This window comes from Sphaerisporangium corydalis, from assembly GCF_025506355.1.
In the GTDB taxonomy this organism is placed as follows: domain Bacteria; phylum Actinomycetota; class Actinomycetes; order Streptosporangiales; family Streptosporangiaceae; genus Sphaerisporangium; species Sphaerisporangium corydalis.
In genome coordinates, this window is sequence record NZ_JANZYP010000045.1 from 21,084 (window position 1) to 38,518 (window position 17,435).

Annotated in this window: 13 protein-coding genes; 5 read left to right on the forward strand and 8 right to left on the reverse strand. The window is 72.6% G+C overall.

Annotation, left to right across the window (positions count from 1 at the left end; genetic code table 11):
- Nucleotides 1-111: 111 nt before the first annotated feature.
- A complete protein-coding gene (gene pgm, locus NYZ98_RS26950) occupies nucleotides 112-1,767 on the reverse strand; it encodes a phosphoglucomutase (alpha-D-glucose-1,6-bisphosphate-dependent) (protein WP_262846280.1) in 1,656 nt (551 codons plus the stop codon).
- Between the two features lie 105 nt (nucleotides 1,768-1,872).
- Entirely contained in the window at nucleotides 1,873-2,862 is a 990-nt protein-coding gene (locus tag NYZ98_RS26955; protein WP_262846281.1) for a winged helix-turn-helix transcriptional regulator, read from the reverse strand.
- Nucleotides 2,863-2,925: 63 nt separating this feature from the next.
- Between NYZ98_RS26955 and NYZ98_RS26960 the strand changes: the two genes are divergently transcribed.
- Genes NYZ98_RS26960 through NYZ98_RS26970 form a run of 3 tightly spaced genes read left to right on the forward strand, consistent with a single transcriptional unit; the run spans nucleotide 2,926 to nucleotide 5,608 of the window.
- The gene (locus NYZ98_RS26960; protein ID WP_262846283.1) at nucleotides 2,926-3,744 is read left to right on the forward strand and encodes an ABC transporter permease; all 819 of its coding nucleotides are present in this window, start codon (nucleotides 2,926-2,928) and stop codon (nucleotides 3,742-3,744) included.
- Nucleotides 3,744-4,709: an ABC transporter ATP-binding protein gene (locus NYZ98_RS26965; protein ID WP_262846285.1), complete on the forward strand. Its 966-nt coding sequence runs from the start codon at nucleotides 3,744-3,746 to the stop codon at nucleotides 4,707-4,709. The genes NYZ98_RS26960 and NYZ98_RS26965 overlap by 1 nt, the downstream gene beginning before the upstream one ends.
- Entirely contained in the window at nucleotides 4,706-5,608 is a 903-nt protein-coding gene (locus tag NYZ98_RS26970) for an ABC transporter permease (RefSeq protein WP_262846287.1), read from the forward strand. The genes NYZ98_RS26965 and NYZ98_RS26970 overlap by 4 nt, the downstream gene beginning before the upstream one ends.
- A 9-nt stretch (nucleotides 5,609-5,617) precedes the next feature.
- Here NYZ98_RS26970 and NYZ98_RS26975 read toward each other — a convergent pair whose 3' ends face one another.
- Together NYZ98_RS26975 and NYZ98_RS26980 are read right to left on the reverse strand one after the other, a co-directional pair.
- On the reverse strand, nucleotides 5,618-5,914 hold the full coding sequence (locus NYZ98_RS26975; RefSeq protein ID WP_262846289.1) for an MTH1187 family thiamine-binding protein: 297 nt from the start codon (nucleotides 5,912-5,914) through the stop codon (nucleotides 5,618-5,620).
- Nucleotides 5,911-7,206 (reverse strand): cryptochrome/photolyase family protein, encoded by a 1,296-nt coding sequence (locus NYZ98_RS26980; protein ID WP_262846291.1) that lies wholly within the window; start codon nucleotides 7,204-7,206, stop codon nucleotides 5,911-5,913. The genes NYZ98_RS26975 and NYZ98_RS26980 overlap by 4 nt, the downstream gene beginning before the upstream one ends.
- Nucleotides 7,207-7,450: 244 nt before the next feature.
- Here NYZ98_RS26980 and NYZ98_RS26985 point away from each other — a divergent pair, with 244 nt between their 5' ends.
- Nucleotides 7,451-8,518, forward strand: coding sequence for a MerR family transcriptional regulator (locus tag NYZ98_RS26985; RefSeq protein WP_262846293.1), 1,068 nt, complete (start codon nucleotides 7,451-7,453; stop codon nucleotides 8,516-8,518).
- 201 nt (nucleotides 8,519-8,719) lie between these two features.
- On the forward strand, nucleotides 8,720-9,244 hold the full coding sequence (locus tag NYZ98_RS26990) for an RNA polymerase sigma factor (protein ID WP_262846295.1): 525 nt from the start codon (nucleotides 8,720-8,722) through the stop codon (nucleotides 9,242-9,244).
- 60 nt (nucleotides 9,245-9,304) lie between these two features.
- Here the strand turns inward: NYZ98_RS26990 and treZ are convergent, their stop codons facing one another.
- The 4 genes from treZ to NYZ98_RS27010 all read right to left on the reverse strand — a co-directional run bounded on the left by treZ (nucleotide 9,305) and on the right by NYZ98_RS27010 (nucleotide 17,421).
- On the reverse strand, nucleotides 9,305-11,029 hold the full coding sequence (gene treZ, locus NYZ98_RS26995; protein WP_262846297.1) for a malto-oligosyltrehalose trehalohydrolase: 1,725 nt from the start codon (nucleotides 11,027-11,029) through the stop codon (nucleotides 9,305-9,307).
- Between the two features lie 59 nt (nucleotides 11,030-11,088).
- A complete protein-coding gene (treY, locus tag NYZ98_RS27000) occupies nucleotides 11,089-13,332 on the reverse strand; it encodes a malto-oligosyltrehalose synthase (protein ID WP_262846299.1) in 2,244 nt (747 codons plus the stop codon).
- 42 nt (nucleotides 13,333-13,374) lie between these two features.
- Entirely contained in the window at nucleotides 13,375-15,480 is a 2,106-nt protein-coding gene (gene glgX, locus NYZ98_RS27005) for a glycogen debranching protein GlgX (RefSeq protein ID WP_262846301.1), read from the reverse strand.
- 306 nt (nucleotides 15,481-15,786) lie between these two features.
- A complete protein-coding gene (locus NYZ98_RS27010; protein WP_262846306.1) occupies nucleotides 15,787-17,421 on the reverse strand; it encodes a glycosyl hydrolase family 8 in 1,635 nt (544 codons plus the stop codon).
- Nucleotides 17,422-17,435: the final 14 nt, after the last annotated feature.

The window sequence follows — 17,435 nt, forward strand, 5'->3', positions numbered from 1 at the left end:
GCGCCCGTCACGCGGGCGCGCCGGCCCTGACGCGCACATGCCCGTGGCCGTACCGCTCACCGCGTGATGACCAGGCCGGCCCTCTCATCAGGGCGGGCCGCCCGCTTTTTGTCAGGACGGGCCGCCGCCCTGCTTCAGCGCGGTGCCGACCAGGGCGCGGGCCTCCTCCTGGACCTCGGCCAGGTGGGCGGCGCCCTTGAAGGACTCGGCGTAGATCTTGTACACGTCCTCGGTGCCCGAGGGCCGCGCGGCGAACCAGGCGTTCTCGGTGGACACCTTGATCCCGCCGAGCGCGGCGCCGTTGCCCGGGGCCGTGGCCTGCACGGCGGTCACCCGCTCCCCCGCGAGCGTGCCGGCGGTGACATCGTCGGCCGACAGCCGCGCGAGCACCGCCTTCTCCTCCCGGGTCGCCGGGGCGTCCACCCGCGCGTACACGGGGTCGGCGAACCGCTCCACCAGCCCCGCGTAGTGCTCGCTCGGTGACCTGCCCGTCACCGCGATGATCTCCGACGCGAGCAGGGCCAGGATGATGCCGTCCTTGTCGGTGGTCCAGATCGAGCCGTCGCGCCGCAGGAACGACGCGCCGGCGCTCTCCTCGCCGCCGAACCCGAGCGACCCGTCGAGCAGCCCGCCGACGAACCACTTGAACCCGACCGGCACCTCGTAGAGCTCGCGGCCGAGGTCGGCCACCACCCGGTCGATCATGCTGCTGCTGACCATGGTCTTGCCGACCCTGGCGCCCTCGGGCCACCCCGGCCGGTGCCCCCACAGGTAGGAGATGGCGACGGCCAGGTAGTGGTTGGGGTTCATCAGCCCGCCGTCGGGGGTGACGATCCCGTGCCGGTCGGCGTCCGCGTCGTTGCCGGTGGACACCTGGAAGGCGGACCGATTGGCGATCAGGGACGCCATCGCGTACGGCGACGAGCAGTCCATCCGGATCTTGCCGTCCCAGTCGAGGGTCATGAAACGCCAGGCCGGGTCCACCTCGGGGTTCACGACCGTGAGGTCCAGCCGGTGCCGCTCGGCGATCTCCCCCCAGTACGCGACGCTCGCGCCGCCCAGCGGGTCGGCGCCGATGCGCACCGAGGCGCCCCGCACCGCGTCGAGGTCGACCACCGACGGCAGGTCGTCCACGTAGGCGCCGAGGAAGTCGTACCGGCCGGTGGTCTCCGCGCGCAGCGCGCGCTCGTAGGGGATCCTGCGGACCTCCTTCAGGCCCGCGGCGATCAGGGCGTTGGCCCGGTCCTGGATCCAGGAGGTGGCGTCGGTGTCCGCGGGCCCGCCGTTCGGCGGGTTGTACTTGTACCCGCCGTCGCCCGGCGGGTTGTGCGACGGGGTGACCACGACCCCGTCCGCCAGGCCGGTGGCGCGCCCCCGGTTGTAGGTGAGGATGGCGTGCGAGACCGCCGGGGTCGGGGTGTACCCGTCGCGGTCGTCGACCAGCACCGTGACGCCGTTGGCGGCGAAGACCTCCAGCGCGCTGACCCGCGCGGGCTCCGACAGCGCGTGGGTGTCGACGCCGAGGAACAGCGGGCCGTCGGTGCCCTGCCGCGCCCGGTACTCGCAGATGGCCTGGCTGGTGGCCAGGATGTGGTCCTCGTTGAACGCGGTGGCCAGCGACGAGCCGCGGTGGCCCGAGGTCCCGAACGCGACCCGCTGCCCGGCGAGGCCCGGGTCGGGGTGCAGGGCGTAGTACGCCGTCACGAGACGGGGCACGTCCACCAGGTCGGATGCCTGCGCCGGCTTCCCAGCGCGCTCGTGCACCATGAGAACTCCTCGTCCACGCTCGTTCAGGTCTAGTGGCCACTACCCGCGAGACATCCGGTTCATACGGTTATCCGGTGTTGTGCGGACCGCCAGGGCCGATCGTACTCAGGGCTCCGCGCGGGCGACCCGCGTGGCCGCCCGCCGGGCCTCGTCGATGGCGGCGGGGATGTCCAGGACCGGGAAGATGACGTGGCGGATCACCCGGGCGGGGTCGGCGACCAGGATCAGCCGCTTGAGCCGGAGCGACTGGCCCGCACGGAACGTGGGCAGCCGCAGCGCCGCCGCCAGGTGGAGGTCCATGTCCGACAGCAGCGGGAAGGTGACGCCCTCGGCCTCGGCGAAGGCGGCCTGCTCGTCGGGCCGCTGGGTGCTGACCCCGTGGATCGCGATCCCCTCGGCGGCCAGTTCGGGGGCGATGTCGCGGAACAGCCGGTTCTCCAGCGTGCAGCCGGCGGCGCCGGGCACCGAGCCCCAGCCGGGCGGCAGCGGGGCCGGGAGCCCGGTGGCGGGGTAGGCGAACAGGACGGTCGCCCGCGCGTCCCCCACCACATCGGCCTGGACCACCACCCGCCCGCCGGACGCGGGGAGGGCCGTGCCGGGCGCGGACATCCCGCCGGCCACCGACACGGGAACCTTGCCGGGCGCGGACGCGGGGACCTTGGCGGGTACCGACGCGGGGAGCAGCAGGGGGGCGGGGATCTCGGTCCCCAAAAGCGCGTGGACGCGGGCGGCCTCGGCGCTGCCCGGCTCCGCGCTCCCGGTGAGCGACCCGTCCGCCAGCAGCCACCGGTCGCCCCAGTCCTGCATGGAGATCAGCACGGGCGCCAGCGCCCAGCCGGTCTCGGTCAGCACGTACTCGTGCCGCGTGGGCCCCGTCTGGTACGGCAGCCGCCGCAGCACGTCGTGGTCGACCAGGTGCTTGAGCCGTTCGGTGAGGACCTTGCGCGAGATGCCCAGCTCGGCGAGCAGGTCCTCGAAGCGGTGGTGCCCGCGCGTGACCTCCCGGACGACCAGCAGGCTCCACCAGTCACCGATGACGGCCGCCGCCTGCGCGATCGCGCACTGGAGGTCCCGCTCGCGTAGTTCCCGTGCCATGTGCCAACTTTACGCCCGCCTGGGTCTCTGATAGAAACTTGATAGTTCCCAAAGGAGACTTACGTGCTGAGCCCCCCATTGTCCCCGCACGTCATCCGGGCGACCTTCTGGCGCACCTGGACGGTCACCCGCCGCGCCTACCCCTGGTCGTATTTCGTCGGCACCCTGATGCTCGGCGTCTTCACCGTCGGCCTCGCCCATCTCGGCCTCGCGGCGATCGGCGGCGGCCGGGTCGCGGGCGACTTCGTCACCGCGACCGGGTCGGCCGACTACCTCGGGTACGTCACCGTCGGCGCGGCGGCGTTCATGTTCGTCACCCACGGCGTCCTGTGGGCCGGCAAGGCCCTCATCCAGGAACAGCGGGAGGGCACCCTCGGCGCGCTGCTCGTGGCGCCCGCCGGCCGGCTGCCCTACCTGCTGGGCTTCGCCGCGTTCGCCTTCACCGCCATCGTGCTGGAGGTCTCGGTCCTGCTCGGCTGCGCGTACGCCCTCGGGGTGCGGCCGGCCGCCAGCGGGCCGGGTGACGCCGCGCTGGCGATCCTGGTCCTCGGGGTGGCGGTGTTCGGGATGTCCCTGGTGCTGAGCGCCGTGATGATCACGGCGGGCGAGGCGCACATCACCCAGAACAGCGTCTTCCTCGCCATCGCCCTGCTCTCGGGCTTCACCTTCCCCCGCCGGTACCTGCCCGGCGTCCTGCAGTGGCTCGGCGAGCTGGTGCCCACCACCGCCGCGATGGACGTCCTGCGCGGCGTCTTCACCACCGGCGCGGGCCCGGCGCCCGGCCGGACGGCCGTCGCGCTCGCCGTCGGCCTCCTCTACGTCGTCGTGGGGCTGCTGTGGCTGCCCCGCGCCGAGCGGCACGCGATGGAAAGGAGCTACTGATGATCGAGACCCAGGACCTGCGCAAGGAGTTCCGCGACGGCCGCACCACCAAGGTGGCGGTGGACGGCCTCACCCTGGCGATCCCGCCGGGGCGGGTGACCGGGCTGCTCGGGCTGAACGGCGCGGGAAAGACCACCACCATCAAAATCCTCGCCACCCTGCTGCGCCCGACCTCCGGCACCGTCCGCGTGGACGAGCTGGACCCGCTGCGCGACCCGAAAGCGGTCCGGCACCGGATCAACCTCATCGCGGGCGGCGAGCGCATGGTCTACGCCCGGATGACCGGCCGGGAGAACCTGTGGTACTTCGGCCAGCTCTACGACGTCCCCCGCGCGGTGCTCGGCCCCCGCATCGACGAGCTGCTCGCCCTGGTGGGGCTGACCGGCGCGGCGGGCACGGTGGTGGAGCGCTACTCGCGCGGCATGGCCCAGCGGCTGTCCATCGCGCGCGGCCTGATCAACGACCCCGCCTACCTCCTGCTGGACGAGCCGACCCTCGGCCTGGACGCGCCGATCGCCCGCGACCTGCGGCGGGTGGTCGCCCGGCTCGCCGCCGAGGGCAAGGGCGTGCTGCTCACCTCCCACTACCTGGCCGAGGTGGAGGAGCTGTGCGGGCACGTGTACGTGATCGGGGACGGCAGGCACCTCACCGAGGGCAGCCCCGCCGAGCTGACCGCGCGGACGGGCGGCCACCGCACGGTCCGCGTCACCGTGCCCGGCGCCTCCCCCGAGGTCGAGGCGGCCGTGACCGCCTTCGCCGCGCGGGCCGGCACCGTCGCCGGCCTGGACCGGGCCGGCGACGGCGCGCTGGTCGTCTCGGTCAGTCATCCCGGCGAGATCGCGGGCCCGCTGACCATGGCCATCGTCGGCGCGGGCGGCACCCTGGCCGGGCTGGAGGTCACCGAGCCGTCGCTGGAGGACGCGATCCTCGCGCTGAACGACGCCGCCTGGCTGGTGACGGCATGACGGACCGCTGCCTGGCCTGCTCCCTCACCCCGGAGGCCGAACCGGTCGAGCACCGGCGCGCCCAGGCGGGAGGCGGCCTGCGGCACACGGCCAAGGTGTTCAGGGCCGAGGCGCTCAAGCAGCACCGGCGGGTGTTCGGCAGCAGGCTCGTCGTCTTCTCGATGCTGGTCTGGCCGCTCATGCAGCTCGCCGCCACGTACTACACCGTGCGCCCGCTGGCGGCGACCCCCGGGATCGCCGGCCGCTGGCCGCTCGCGGCCGACCCCGAGCGGCTGCTGGCCTTCCTCGCCACCGGCGCCCTCGGGTTCACGTTCTTCTTCTCGCTGGTCCAGTCGGCCTGGCACTTCTCGTTCGAGCGGGTGACCGGCACGCTGGAGCTGCTGTTCCTGTCCCCCGCCGGCCGGCTGGCGATCGTCGTCGGCAACGGGTTCGGCGCGCTGGTGCAGAACGTCTGGCTGTTCGCCTGCTTCATGGTGGCCCTGTTCACCGCGCTCGACGTCGTCCACGTCGCCCACCCGGCGATGTACGCGGTGGTCTTCCTCGCCCTGCTGGTCCCCGCAGTCGCCTGGGGCGCGTTCCTCAACAGCCTGCTGATCTTCTCCAGGGACTCGGCCTTCCTCTACACCCTGCTGGACGACCCGATGTGGTTCGCCGCCGGGGTGCGGCTGCCGCTGTTCGCCCTGCCCGTGTGGATCCGGGTCTTCGGGTCGGTGCTGCCGCTCACCGGCAGCCTGGCCGTGGTCCGTGGCGCGCTCCTGGACGGGCGGACGATCGGCGAGCTGGCGCCCACCCTGCTGGGGCTGGGCGCGCTCACGGTGCTGCTGACGCTCGGCGCCGTCGCCGCGCTGCGCCTGGGCGAGGCCAACGCCCAGCGCACCGGGCGGCTGCGGCTCTTCTGACCCGTGCGGCTACCCGCCGCCGAGCCGGCGTTCGAGGGAGGCGACCTTGGAGGTCATGGCGTCGTCCACCCCGGGCCGCAGGTCGGCCTTGAGCACGAGCCCGACGCGGGGCGCGACCTCGGCGACGGCCTCGACGGCCCGCTTCACGACGTCCATCACCTCGTCCCACTCGCCCTCGACGGTGGTGAACATGGCGTCGGTGCTGTTGGGCAGGCCGCTGTCGCGGACCACGCGGACGGCCCTGGCCACGGGCGCGGAGACGTCCTCGCCCACGCCGAGCGGGGTGATGGAGAATGCGACGATCATCTGTCCATTGTCCAGTACGGGACCAGGGGCGCGGGGTAGCCGGGTACCGGGGGCGAGGCCCGCCAGGGCTCGTGGATCAGCGGCGCAGGCAGGGCCGCCAGCTCGGGGACGTACCGCCGGACGTAGGTGCCGTCGGCGTCGAACCTCCTGGCCTGGCGCAGGGGGTTGAGCACGCGGTTCGGCCTGGTGTCGTTCCCGGTGCCCGCGACCCACTGCCAGTTGCCCCAGTTGCTGGGGATGTCGCCGTCCAGCAGCAGCTCGGCGAAATGCTCGCCGCCCACCCGCCAGTGGATGTTCAGCCGCTTGGTGAGAAACGAGCCCACGATCATGCGCGCCCGGTTGTGCATCCAGCCGAGCGCCTGGAGCTGCCGCATCCCGGCGTCCACGATCGGCACCCCGGTCATCCCCTGCCGCCAGGCCTCGGCCGCGTCCTCGTCGTCGTTCCAGCCGGTCCTGCGCGGCCGGTAGTCGCGGCGCGGCAGGTCGGGGAAGGCCAGGGCCACCTGGTAGAAGAAGTCGCGCCAGCAGAGCTGCCTGACGAAGTCCTCGGCGCCGGGGTGGTCGCCGGCCCGCGCGGCGACCTCCGACGGGGACACGCAGCCGAACCGCAGGTAGGGGCTGAGCATGGACGTCTGGTCCTCCGCCAGCGCGTCGTGGCCCTCGGCGTAGTCGGCCAGGCACAGCTTGGTCCACAGTTCGAGCCGCCGCCGCGCCACCGTCTCGCCGCCCCGCAGGTCCCCGTACGGCGGGCTCGTGGGGACGGGCGGCGTACCCGGGTCGATGCCCTCGGGCAGGGTGACCAGGGAGGGGGCCTCCAGCACGGGCCGGTGGCGGGTGGCCGACCAGGCCCGCCAGTAGGGCGTGAAGACGCGGTAGTGATCCCCTCCGATGGGCATCAGCTCGCCGGGCGGCACGATGGTGAGCCCAGGGAACAACCGGAAGTCCAGCCGCCGGACCGCGCACGCCTCCGCGAGGCGCCGCTCGCGCCTGCGGGCGAAGGCGCTGACGTCGGCCGAGGCCCAGATGGCCTCCGCGGGCAGCTCACCGGCCAGCCGGACGGCCTCGGCGACCGGGTCGCCGTACCGGACGACGAGGTCGCCGCCCCGGTCCCTGAGCGATGATCGCAGGTCGTCCAGTGCCTCGGCCAGGAAGCCCGCGCGGTGGCGTCCCCGGATCGCCAGGTCCACGACGAAGAGGGGCACGACGGCCCGCGCCCGCGAGCACGCCTCCGCGAGTGCGGGGTGGTCGTGTACCCGCAGGTCCCTGTTCAGCAGGACGATGACTGTCTCCACGCCTATTCGTTCGGAGATCGGGTTCCGGCGGTTGCGTCCAGGGACGGCTTTCCTTCCCCGGAGATCGGGCACCGGCGGTCGCGTCCGGGGGCGGGTGGCCTCTCGAAGGACAGAGGGGAGGAGGGAACCCGGAGCGGCCGGACGTCCCGAGCGGGTCCCGCCTGCTGTCAGGCTGTTATCTCGACGAGCGGGCCCGGACGCGGGCCGGGACCGGCCTTCGCCGGCAGGGGTCAGGACAGGGCGGATGGACGAACGCACAGGCGGGCCGGCCGAGGTGCCGGTGGGCGAGGGCCCGAGCTACGGCATCGGCGCCGTGGCGCGCCGCCTCGGCGTGCCCGCCCCCACCCTGCGCACGTGGAACCTGCGCTACGGCATCGGCCCGAGCCACCGCAGCCCCGGCGGCCACCGTCGCTACGACGCGGCCGACCTGCTCCGCCTCCAGGAGATGAACCGGCTGATCAAGGCGGGCCTGCCGCCCGCCGAGGCCGCCCAGCAGGCCCTGCGCCCCTCCTCCGGGCCGGGCGGCGCGCCGGGACCTGCCTTACACGACGGGGTGGGGGCCGTCGGCACGGACGACAGGCCGGCCGCCGGGCCGGAGGACGCCGGCGGCGAGCCCGGCAACGGCCCGCGCCCCGACTCCGATCTCGTCCCCCGGCCGGAGCGCCCTGCCGGGGTGGCCGTGCGCGGGGCCCGGGCCGTGCGGATCCCGAGCGTGGCGGTGCTCGCGCGGGCGGCGCTGAACCTCGACGGGAACGCCGTCGTCTCGGGCCTGGTCTCGGCGCTGGACGGGCACGGCGTCACCTGGACCTGGGAGCGGCTGGTGCTCCCGGTCTTCGAGGTGATCACCAGGCGGCAGGACTCCACGGGCGCCGGTGTCGAGCTGGAACACCTGTTCTCCGAGCGGGTGCTGAGCGTGCTGAGCGAGCGCACCGGCCGCCCCGCCAGGCCCGCCCACCCCCGGCCGGTCCTGCTGGCCTGCGCGGAGGACGACCAGCACAGCCTGCCCCTGTACGCGCTGGCCGCCACGCTCACGACGGCGTACGGCCTGGACACGCGGATCCTCGGCCCCCGCACCCCGTACTCCGCGCTGGCGGACGCCATGCGGCGCCTCGGGCCCCTGGCGGTGTTCGTCTGGTCCCAGCTGGAGATCACGGGCGACCCTGAGCCCCTGCGCGGCCTGCCGGTGCTCCGGCCGGCGAGCCGGATCGTCGTGGGCGGCCCCGGCTGGTGGAGCGGGCACCTGCCTCCCGGCGTGGGCCGCGCGTTCTCCCTGGACGACGCCGTCGCCCAGGTCCGCGCGGCGATCCTCTAGATCGCCCCGGCCCGCTCGGTCCCGGATCGCCTCTCGCTGAATCTGTCGGCGCACGGCTCCCGCCCGGCGTCGACGGACTCCTCCGCTGATCGTCGTTGGCACAGCCGTGCCGTCCTTTTGGGCCACTTTGGGTTGCGCCACGCCCACCTTCAGGGCTATGAATAGGTTTTGAATAGGTTTCTAGCCTCCGAGGAGGATCCGATGACGGGAACGCTCAACACCCGGCTGGCCAGCGGCGACGAGGCCGCGATCGCGGAGTGCTACCTGACGTACTCATCGCTGGTCGCGGCCTACCTGCGCAGGCTCGTCCCGCCGCAGGACATCGAGGACGTGCGGCAGGTGGTGTTCTCGGAGGTGTGGCGGTCCCGGTTCCGGTACGACCCGAGCCGCAGCCTGGAAGCGTGGCTGCTCGGCATCGCCCGCAAGCGCGCGATCGACCACCTGCGGGTCCGGATGCTGGTCACCGTCCCGCTCGACAGCGTGTCCGAGCCCAAGGACGGCGACGGCCGCGACATCGCGGACATGATCGGCCGGCGCGACCAGGTCCAGCGGGCCCTGGCGGTGCTGCCGGGGCCGCAGCGGGAGGCGATCGAGCTGGCCTACTACGGCGAGCTGACCCAGCGGGAGATCGCCGAGCGGCTGGACGTCCCGCTCGGCACGATCAAGGCCCGCACGGCGCGCGGCCTGCACCGCCTGTCCACCATGCTGTCCACGATCGCCGCCTGACCGGCCACGCGAGACCCGGCCGGTGAAGACGCGGCCGGGCGCGTCACGCGGACAGGACCCCTAGTCCGGGCGGACCACGGCCAGCGAGCGCGGCGGCAGGGTGAGGTCGGCGCCGGTCAGCGCCACCTTCGGGTCGGAGGCCAGCAGCACCGATCCCGGCGCCAGCCGCACCGACACCGGCGCCTCGCCCAGGTTCGCGGCCACCCGCAACGCCCCCCGGTGCACGACGATCCACCGCCCGGCCTCGTCGAAGTCCACCGACACCCGGTCGAGGCGCGGGTCGACCAGATCGGGGCAGGACCGGCGCAGCGCGATCAGGTCGCGGTACCAGCCGAGCACCTCTTGGTGGACGGGCGACGACAGCTCGTCCCAGTCGAGCTTCGAACGGTGGAAGGTGGCCTCGTCCTGCGGGTCGGGGGCAGTGCCGCCCCAGTCCTCGTAGCCGAACCCGACGAACTCCCGCTCCCTGCGCTCGCTCTCGCCCTGCGCGAGGTGCGGCTCCTCGTGGTCGGTGAAGAACAGGAACGGCGTCGCCGTCCCCCACTCCTCCCCCATGAACAGCATCGGGGTGAACGGCGAGGTCAGCAGCAGGCCGGAGCCGACCTTGAGCACCTCGGGCGAGAGCCGGTCGCCCATCGCGCGGTTGCCGATCTGGTCGTGGTTCTGCAGCGAGACCACGAAGCGGTGGCCGGGGACGCGGTGCCGGTCGACCGGACGCCCGTGCGTGCGCCCACGGAACGTCGAGTACGTGCCGTCGTGCAGGTAGGCCGAGGTCAGCACCTTGGCCAGCACGTCCATCGGCCCGAAGTCGCAGTAGTAGCCGTGCCGTTCACCGGTCAGCGCGGAGTGCAGGGCGTGGTGCACGTCGTCGTCCCACACCCCGGCCAGCCCGTACCCGCCGGCCTCGCGCGGCGTGATCAGGCGCGGGTCGTTCAGGTCCGCCTCGGCGATCAGCGTCAGCGGCCGGCCGAGGGCGGTGGACAGCGCGTCGACCTCCTCGGCGAGCTCCTCCAGGAAGTGCACGGCCCGGCTGTCGTGCAAGGCGTGCACGGCGTCCAGGCGCAGCCCGTCGATGTGGTAGTCGCGCAGCCACTGCACGGTGTTCTCGATGAAGTACCGGCGCACCTCGTCGGAGTGCTCGCCGTCCAGGTTGACCGCCTGCCCCCAGAACGACGAGGCCGTCGCGTGCAGGTAGGGGCCGAACTGGGCGAGAAAGTTCCCCGACGGGCCCAGGTGGTTGTAGACCACGTCCAGCAGCACGCCGACGCCGGCGCGGTGGCAGGCGTCCACGAAGCGCTTGAGCCCGTCCGGGCCGCCGTACACCTCGTGCACCGCGTACAGGTCGACCCCGTCGTACCCCCAGTTGTGCCGCCCGGGGACCGGCGGGACCGGGAGCAGTTCCACGAAGTCGACGCCGAGCCCGGTCAGGTGGGGAAGGCGCTCGGCCGCCGCGTCGAAGGTGCCCTCTTTGGTGAAGGTGCCGATGTGCAGCTCGTAGATGACCGCGCCGGGCAGGACGCGGCCGCGCCACGCCTGGTCGCCCCAGGTGAAGCGGTCGTGCTCGTAGACCCGGCTCGGCCCGAACACGCCCTCGGGCTGCCGCCGCGTCCTCGGGTCGGGGAACGCCTGACCGCCGTCGACGCTGAAGGCGTAGTCGGTGCCGTGCGAGGCGCCGGGCACCTCCGCGGTCCACCAGCCGCCCTCGCCGCGCGTCATGTCGTGCCGCTCCGCCTTGCCGATCTCCACTTCGACCCGGCCGGCCGTCGGTGCCCAGACCTCGAACATGTCCCTCCCCGCCTCGCTCCGATCGGAGCGTCCGTCGACGCGTGCGACCACCCGCCCCGCTACACCCTTTCCAGCAGCGCGACGGGATAACGCGCGAGCAGGTGGGCGAACGGGACGCGCCCGGTGTGCGGGGTGCCGGTGAGCACGTCGCGCCACCGCCCCGCGGGCAGGGTCAGCGTCGCCGCGCCCCACCCGCCGCGCCGCGCGAGCCCGGCCGGGAGCCGGGTGGCGACCGCCACCGCCTGGTCCCCCCGGGCGAACGCGACGGCGTGCTCGCGCCCCGCGCCGTCCTCGCCGGCCTCCAGCGGGACGTACGGCGCGCCGGGGTCGAGCCGGGCGCGCAACCGCAGCGCCGAGGTGGTGACCAGGAGCTTCATGGCGTCCCAGGTGTCGCCGCCGGGGGCGGCGAGGAGCGAGCGCCGGTAGTCGTAGTCCACCGGCCGCCGGTTGTCGGGGTCGACCAGGGAGAAGTCGGTGGTCTCGCTGCCCTGGTACACGTCCGGGATGCCCGGCATCATCAGCTGCACCAGCTTCTGCCCGAGCGAGTTGACCCGGGCGTACCGGTCGAGGCGCTCGGTGAACGCGGCCACCGAGGGCCCGCACTCCTCCACGGCCTGGGCGGCGAAGTCGCGCACGCCCTTCTCGTAGGCGGCGTCGGGGCTCATCCAGGAGATCGAGGTCTTCGCCTCCCTGGCCGCCTTGTACAGGTAGTCGGCGAACCGCTCGACGCTGATCGGCCAGGCCGCCATGAGGTTCTGCCAGGCCAGGTAGTCGAGCTTGGGGTCGAACGACACCCGCTCCGACCAGCCGGCGACCGCCTCGGCCCATTCGCCGGGCAGCTCCGACAGCACGGCGAGCCGGGCGCGCACGTCCTCTGAGCGCTTGGTGTCGTGGGTCGACAGCGTGGTCATGGTGTGCGGCGCCATGCCGGCGCAGAAGGCGTGGAACTCCCCGGCGGAGACGCCGAACCGATCGGGTTCCCCGCCCACCTCGTTGAGGCAGGCCAGGGGGTACCAGCGGTACAGCGCGGTGTCCTCCACGCCCTTGGCCATGACCGGCCCGCAGGTCTGCTGGAAGCGGGTGACCGTCTCGGCCGGGCCGGACAGGACCAGCTCGGCCGCCCTGGCCACCTCGCCGGGGTCGGCGTGCCGCGCGGCGCCGGCGGCGGCCTCCCGCAGCAGCCGCACGGTCTCGGCGGGCGGCTCCTCCCCGGGGACCACGTACGCCCGGTACACCGGCATCGCGGCGAGCAGCTCGGTCATGGCGTGCCGCAGCTCGGGCACCTCGCGGGTGAGCCGGTCGATCTCCCCGCCGAAGAACTGCGCCAAAACCTGCTTCTTGGCCTCGTACCGCACGGCCTCGTAGTCGGCGGGGAAGGCGGTGTGCGCAAGGAACGTCTCCACCAGCGGGCCGGCCCCCGCGGGGTCGACGAACAGGCGGGTGACCATGTTGAGCGCGTCGTAGCCGGTGGTGCCGTCGCAGGCCCAGTCGTCCGGCAGCCGCTCGTCGTCGATGAGGATCTTCTCGGCGACCGTCCACACCGGGGCCCGCTCACGCAGCCGCGCCAGGTAGGCACGGGGGTCGGCCAGCCCGTCGGGGTGGTCCACCCGCAGGCCGGTGACCAGGCCCTCCGCCACCAGGGAAAGGATCACCTCGTGGGTCGCCTCGAACACCTCGGTGTCCTCGACCCGCAGCCCGATCAGCGAGGACACGTCGAAGAACCGCCGGTAGCCGGGGCTCTTCCGCCACGGCACCAGCCGGTAGAACTGCTCGTCCAGCCGGCCGCCGCTGCCGGGCCGCACGGGGAACTCGTGCTCGTGGTAGCGCAGGACGTCGCCGTCGGCCACCACCTCGGTCTCGGGGTCGACGTCATCGCCGAGCGCCGGCATCGCCACCGTGCCGCCGGACCAGTCGATGTCGAACCACCGCGCCGACGGGGACTGCGGGCCGTCCCGCAGCACCTCCCACAGCCGGGCGTTGCCCGACTCGGGGACCGGGACGGTCATGTGGTTCGGCACGATGTCCGCGATGAGCGGCAGCCCCTTGGCCGCCAGCTCGCGCAGCCCGGCGACGCCGCCGAACTCCCGCCTGATCCGTGAGTGGTCGGTCACGTCGTAGCCGTGCTGCGAGGCCGGCACCGCCTGGAGGATCGGCGAGAGGTACAGGTGGCTCACGCCCAGCTCGGCGAGGTAGCCGGTCAGGCCGGCCGCCTCGGCGAACCCGAACTCCGGGGTGAGCTGGAGCCGGTAGGTCGCCGACGGGTACGCCGGCCTCGGCGCCCCGGGGTTCACGGATTCGGTCACGTCGTGTCCTCCGAATGTCAGTGGCGATGCCGTGCGGACGGGTCAGGCGCGGCGCAGCACCCGCACCGACCGGCCCGCCACCGGCACCTCCTCGCCCGCGCGGTACAGCTTGGAGTCGATCGAGATGGGCACCGCGGTGTCGATCTCGGGGACCCACACGTCGCCGAAGTCCTTCGGGATCGAGAACCGGATGATGTCGTGGTGGGCGTTGAACATCAGCAGGAACGAGTCGTCGACCACGCGGCGTCCCCGCCGGTCGGGCTCGGTGATGGCCTCGCCGTTGAGGAAGACGCAGAGCGACTTGGCGTACCCGTTGTGCCAGTCGCCGTCGGTCATCTCGTTGCCCGAGGGGGTGAGCCAGGCGATGTCGGTGAGCTCGTCGCCCGACCCGCGCACCGCGCGCCCGAAGAAGAACCGCCTGCGCCGGAACACCGGGTGGTCGCTGCGCAGCCGGGCGAGCTGCTGGGTGAACTCCAGCAGCAGCCAGTTCTCCCGTACGTCGGACCAGTCGACCCAGCTGATCTCGTTGTCCTGGCAGTAGGCGTTGTTGTTGCCCCCCTGCGTGCGGCCCAGCTCGTCGCCGTGGGAGAGCATCGGCACGCCCTGCGACAGGAACAGCGTGGCCAGGAAGTTGCGTTTCTGCTGCTCGCGCAGCGCCTCCACCGCGCCGCTGGCCGGGCCCTCCTCGCCGCAGTTCCACGACCGGTTGTCATCGGTGCCGTCGCGGTTGCCCTCGCCGTTCGCCTCGTTGTGCTTGTTGTTGTACGAGACGAGGTCGCGGAGCGTGAAGCCGTCGTGGCAGGTCACGAAGTTGATCGACGCGGCGGGGCGGCGGCTGTCGTCCTGGTACAGGTCGCTCGATCCGGTCAGCCGCGAGGCGAACTCCGGCAGGGCGGCGGGCTCGCCGCGCCACATGTCGCGGATGGTGTCGCGGTAGCGGCCGTTCCACTCGGTCCACCGGGGCGGGAAGTTGCCCACCTGGTAGCCGCCGGGCCCGACGTCCCAGGGCTCGGCGATCAGCTTCACCTGGCTGAGCACCGGGTCCTGCTGGACCAGGTCGAAGAAGGCCGACAGCCGGTCGACCTCGTGCAGCTCGCGGGCCAGGGTCGAGGCGAGGTCGAAGCGGAAGCCGTCGACGTGCATCTCGATGACCCAGTAGCGCAGCGAGTCCATGATCATCTGGAGGGTGTGCGGCGAGCGCATCAGCAGGCTGTTGCCGGTGCCCGTCGTGTCCATGTAGTAGCGCTGGTCGTCGTCCACCAGCCGGTAGTAGGCCTCGTTGTCGATACCGCGCATGCTGAGCGTCGGCCCGAGGTGGTTGCCCTCGGCGGTGTGGTTGTAGACCACGTCGAGGATGACCTCGATGCTCGCCTCGTGCAGGGCCTTCACCATGGCCTTGAACTCCAGCACCTGCCCTCCCCGCTCGCCCGAGCTGGAGTAGGCGTTGTGCGGCGCGAAGAAGCCGATGGTGTTGTAGCCCCAGTAGTTCGTCAGGTCGCGCTGCTCAAGGGTGTCGTCGGTGACGAACTGGTGCACCGGCATCAGCTCGACCGCGGTCACGCCGAGCCCCTTGAGGTGGTCGATGATCTCGGGGTGCCCGAGGGCCGCGTAGGTGCCCCGGATGCGCTCGGGGATCCTCGGGTGCTGGATGGTCAGCCCCCGGACGTGCGCCTCGTAGATCACCGTGTCGTGGTACGGCGTCGCGGGTGGACGGTCGTGGCCCCAGCCGAAGAACGGGTTGACCACGATGGACTTCGGCACGTAGGAGGCCGAGTCGGTGTCCTCGCGGCTGTCGGGGTCGCCGAAGTGGTACCCGTACACCGCCTGGTCCCATTGGACGCCGCCCTCGATGGCCTTGGCGTACGGGTCGAGGAGGACCTTGCTGGGGTTGCACCGCTGGCCGCGCGAGGGGTCGTAGGGCCCGTGCACGCGGTAGCCGTACCGCTGGCCGGGGCCGATGCCCGGCAGGTAGCCGTGCCACACGAAGCCCTCGCACTCGGTGAGCGCGACGCGTTCCTCCACGTTGTCCTCACCGAAGAGGCAGAGCTCCACACGCTCGCCGACCTCGGTGTACAGCGCGAAGTTCGTTCCCGCGCCGTCATATGTAGCCCCGAGCGGATAGGGGTCGCCGGGCCAAGTTTCGATCATGTCACCACCCGGATAGGGATTTGCCCCATGTTCCCCTGACCATGCCGTCCAGCGCAGGCCAGTGCGTCCATCACTTGGCCAAGGGGGACATTGTGCACTTTCCGTCAAGGACCTTCCGTCATGGTGCCGCATGTCGTGGGTGCCGCACCGGCACGGGCCGCCGTATGATCGGCGGCCCGTGCCAGGCTACTCGACACCCGGGCCCGGCCCGCACCGGACACTCGCGGGCCCGCCGGCCACCTCACCGGCGGGCCCCGGCCTCCTCGCGGGCCCGCCAGGTCCGCTCGCGGGCCCGTACCGCGCCGGTCAGGGCGTCCAGAAGTTGCCGCTGGCCACGATCATCACCTGGAGCTGGATGCTGGTCGAGTAGTAGTCGCTCGAGGTGAACGTCGTGTTCAGCATCTTGGTCCACAGCGCGTCGAGCCAGGCCTGGCCGCCGGAGTCGGTCATCGCCGCGACCGTGAACGGCGCGAAGAACGCCGGCTCGCTCCCGCTCTCGATCTGCGTGCCGCCCAGCGAGTAGCCGACCGCGATCTTGGACGGGTCGCCGCCGGTCTTGCCCCTGATCCAGGTGCTCAGCTTGCGCGCCGAGGCGAGCGAGGCGGCGTCGCCGCTGGTCACCGCGTCGGTGCCGATCCGCCACGGGTCACGGCAGGCGTTCCACCAGTACTTGCCGTCGTTGGCGTCCTCCAGCACCTCACCGGGCGCGGGCTTCGGCGTGGTGTTGGTGTTCACCACGAAGTCGGCCAGCAGCCCGGTCGAGGCGGCGTAGGTGGACTGCTGGGAGGTGATCAGGTTCTGGTGCGCGGTCCTGATCGTGTCCCAGGCGGTGTCGCCGGTCGCCTTCCTGAACGCCCTGAAGTGGCCGATCAGCCAGTCGGACGAGCGGGTGACGTAGTAGAGGGAGTCACCGGAGGTGCTCCAGTCGCCGAGCCGCGTCAGGTGGGTGGCAGGGTTGACCTCGCTCGCCTTGATCGCGTTGATGTGCCGGATCGCGAGGGCCTTGTAGTCGTAGGTGCCCGTGCTGCCCCACTGCCGGTCGGCGAGCAGCAGGCCGTACGCCACGTCCAGGTCGCCGTCGGTCGCCGAGTCCGACCCGTTGACGCTCCGGCACGAGGTGTCCTGCTCGGCGGCCAGCAGGTCGGCGTTGTTCACCGACGGGTGCGCCAGCATGTACTTCACCATGCCGTCGAACGCGGTCTTGGCGTTCGGGTCGGCGCCGGCCATCGTCGCCAGGATCACCATGCCGTAGCCCTGGCCCTCGGCGACGTAGGGGTGGTCGGCGTCGGGCGAGATGACCTCGTACCAGCCGTTGCCGCAGTTCTGCCTGAGGAAGGCGCTCTTCCACTTGTCGTAGTAGGTGACCACGGCCTGGTCCAGGGTGGCCTGCGACCCGGACGGCTTCAGCGTCCCGGCGGCGTACGGGAACAGGTGCGAGCCGAACGGCACGGCCGGGCCGGTGCCGCCCGTCTGGGTCGTGACGGTGAGACGGTCGAGGTTCGGGCCGCCGACGGAGGTCGTGGCCGTCGCGCGCACGGTGTTGGCGCCCGCGTTCAGCGTGGCGGTCAGGGTGCCGTCGGCCCAGGTGTCCCACGAGCCGGTCCCGGCGAACGCCTTGGCCGAGGCCACGACGGCGCCGTTGACGCGGACGTCCATCGGGCGGTTCACCGTCGTCCCGTTGGCGTAGCGGAGCGCCAGGGTCGCGGCGCCGGCGGTGGCGGCGGTGACCGTCCACTCGACGTAGCCGCCGGCGACGTTGGTGTAGTCGACGAACCCCGACCCGGAGTAGCCGGTGTGGTCGGTGGCCACCGATCCCTGCGAGATCGTGGCGCTCTCCGCCTCGTACTGCGTGGACGCGGCCGACGCGCCGCTCTGGGCCGACACGGCGAGCGCCAGCGCCAGCGTGAGGATGGTGGCGGCGGTGCGGGCAAGACGATGCACCTGGATGTCCTCTC

Bases quoted from the DNA above. Each gene is read 5' to 3' on its own strand.
- NYZ98_RS26990 (WP_262846295.1), top strand. From the start codon at position 8,720: ATGACGGGAACGCTCAACACCCGGCTGGCCAGCGGCGACGAGGCCGCG.
- treZ (WP_262846297.1), bottom strand. From the start codon at position 11,029: ATGTTCGAGGTCTGGGCACCGACGGCCGGCCGGGTCGAAGTGGAGATC.
- NYZ98_RS26975 (WP_262846289.1), bottom strand. From the start codon at position 5,914: ATGATCGTCGCATTCTCCATCACCCCGCTCGGCGTGGGCGAGGACGTC.
- pgm (WP_262846280.1), bottom strand. From the start codon at position 1,767: ATGGTGCACGAGCGCGCTGGGAAGCCGGCGCAGGCATCCGACCTGGTG.
- NYZ98_RS26965 (WP_262846285.1), top strand. From the start codon at position 3,744: ATGATCGAGACCCAGGACCTGCGCAAGGAGTTCCGCGACGGCCGCACC.
- NYZ98_RS26955 (WP_262846281.1), bottom strand. From the start codon at position 2,862: ATGGCACGGGAACTACGCGAGCGGGACCTCCAGTGCGCGATCGCGCAG.
- glgX (WP_262846301.1), bottom strand. From the start codon at position 15,480: ATGATCGAAACTTGGCCCGGCGACCCCTATCCGCTCGGGGCTACATAT.
- NYZ98_RS26985 (WP_262846293.1), top strand. From the start codon at position 7,451: ATGGACGAACGCACAGGCGGGCCGGCCGAGGTGCCGGTGGGCGAGGGC.
- NYZ98_RS26970 (WP_262846287.1), top strand. From the start codon at position 4,706: ATGACGGACCGCTGCCTGGCCTGCTCCCTCACCCCGGAGGCCGAACCG.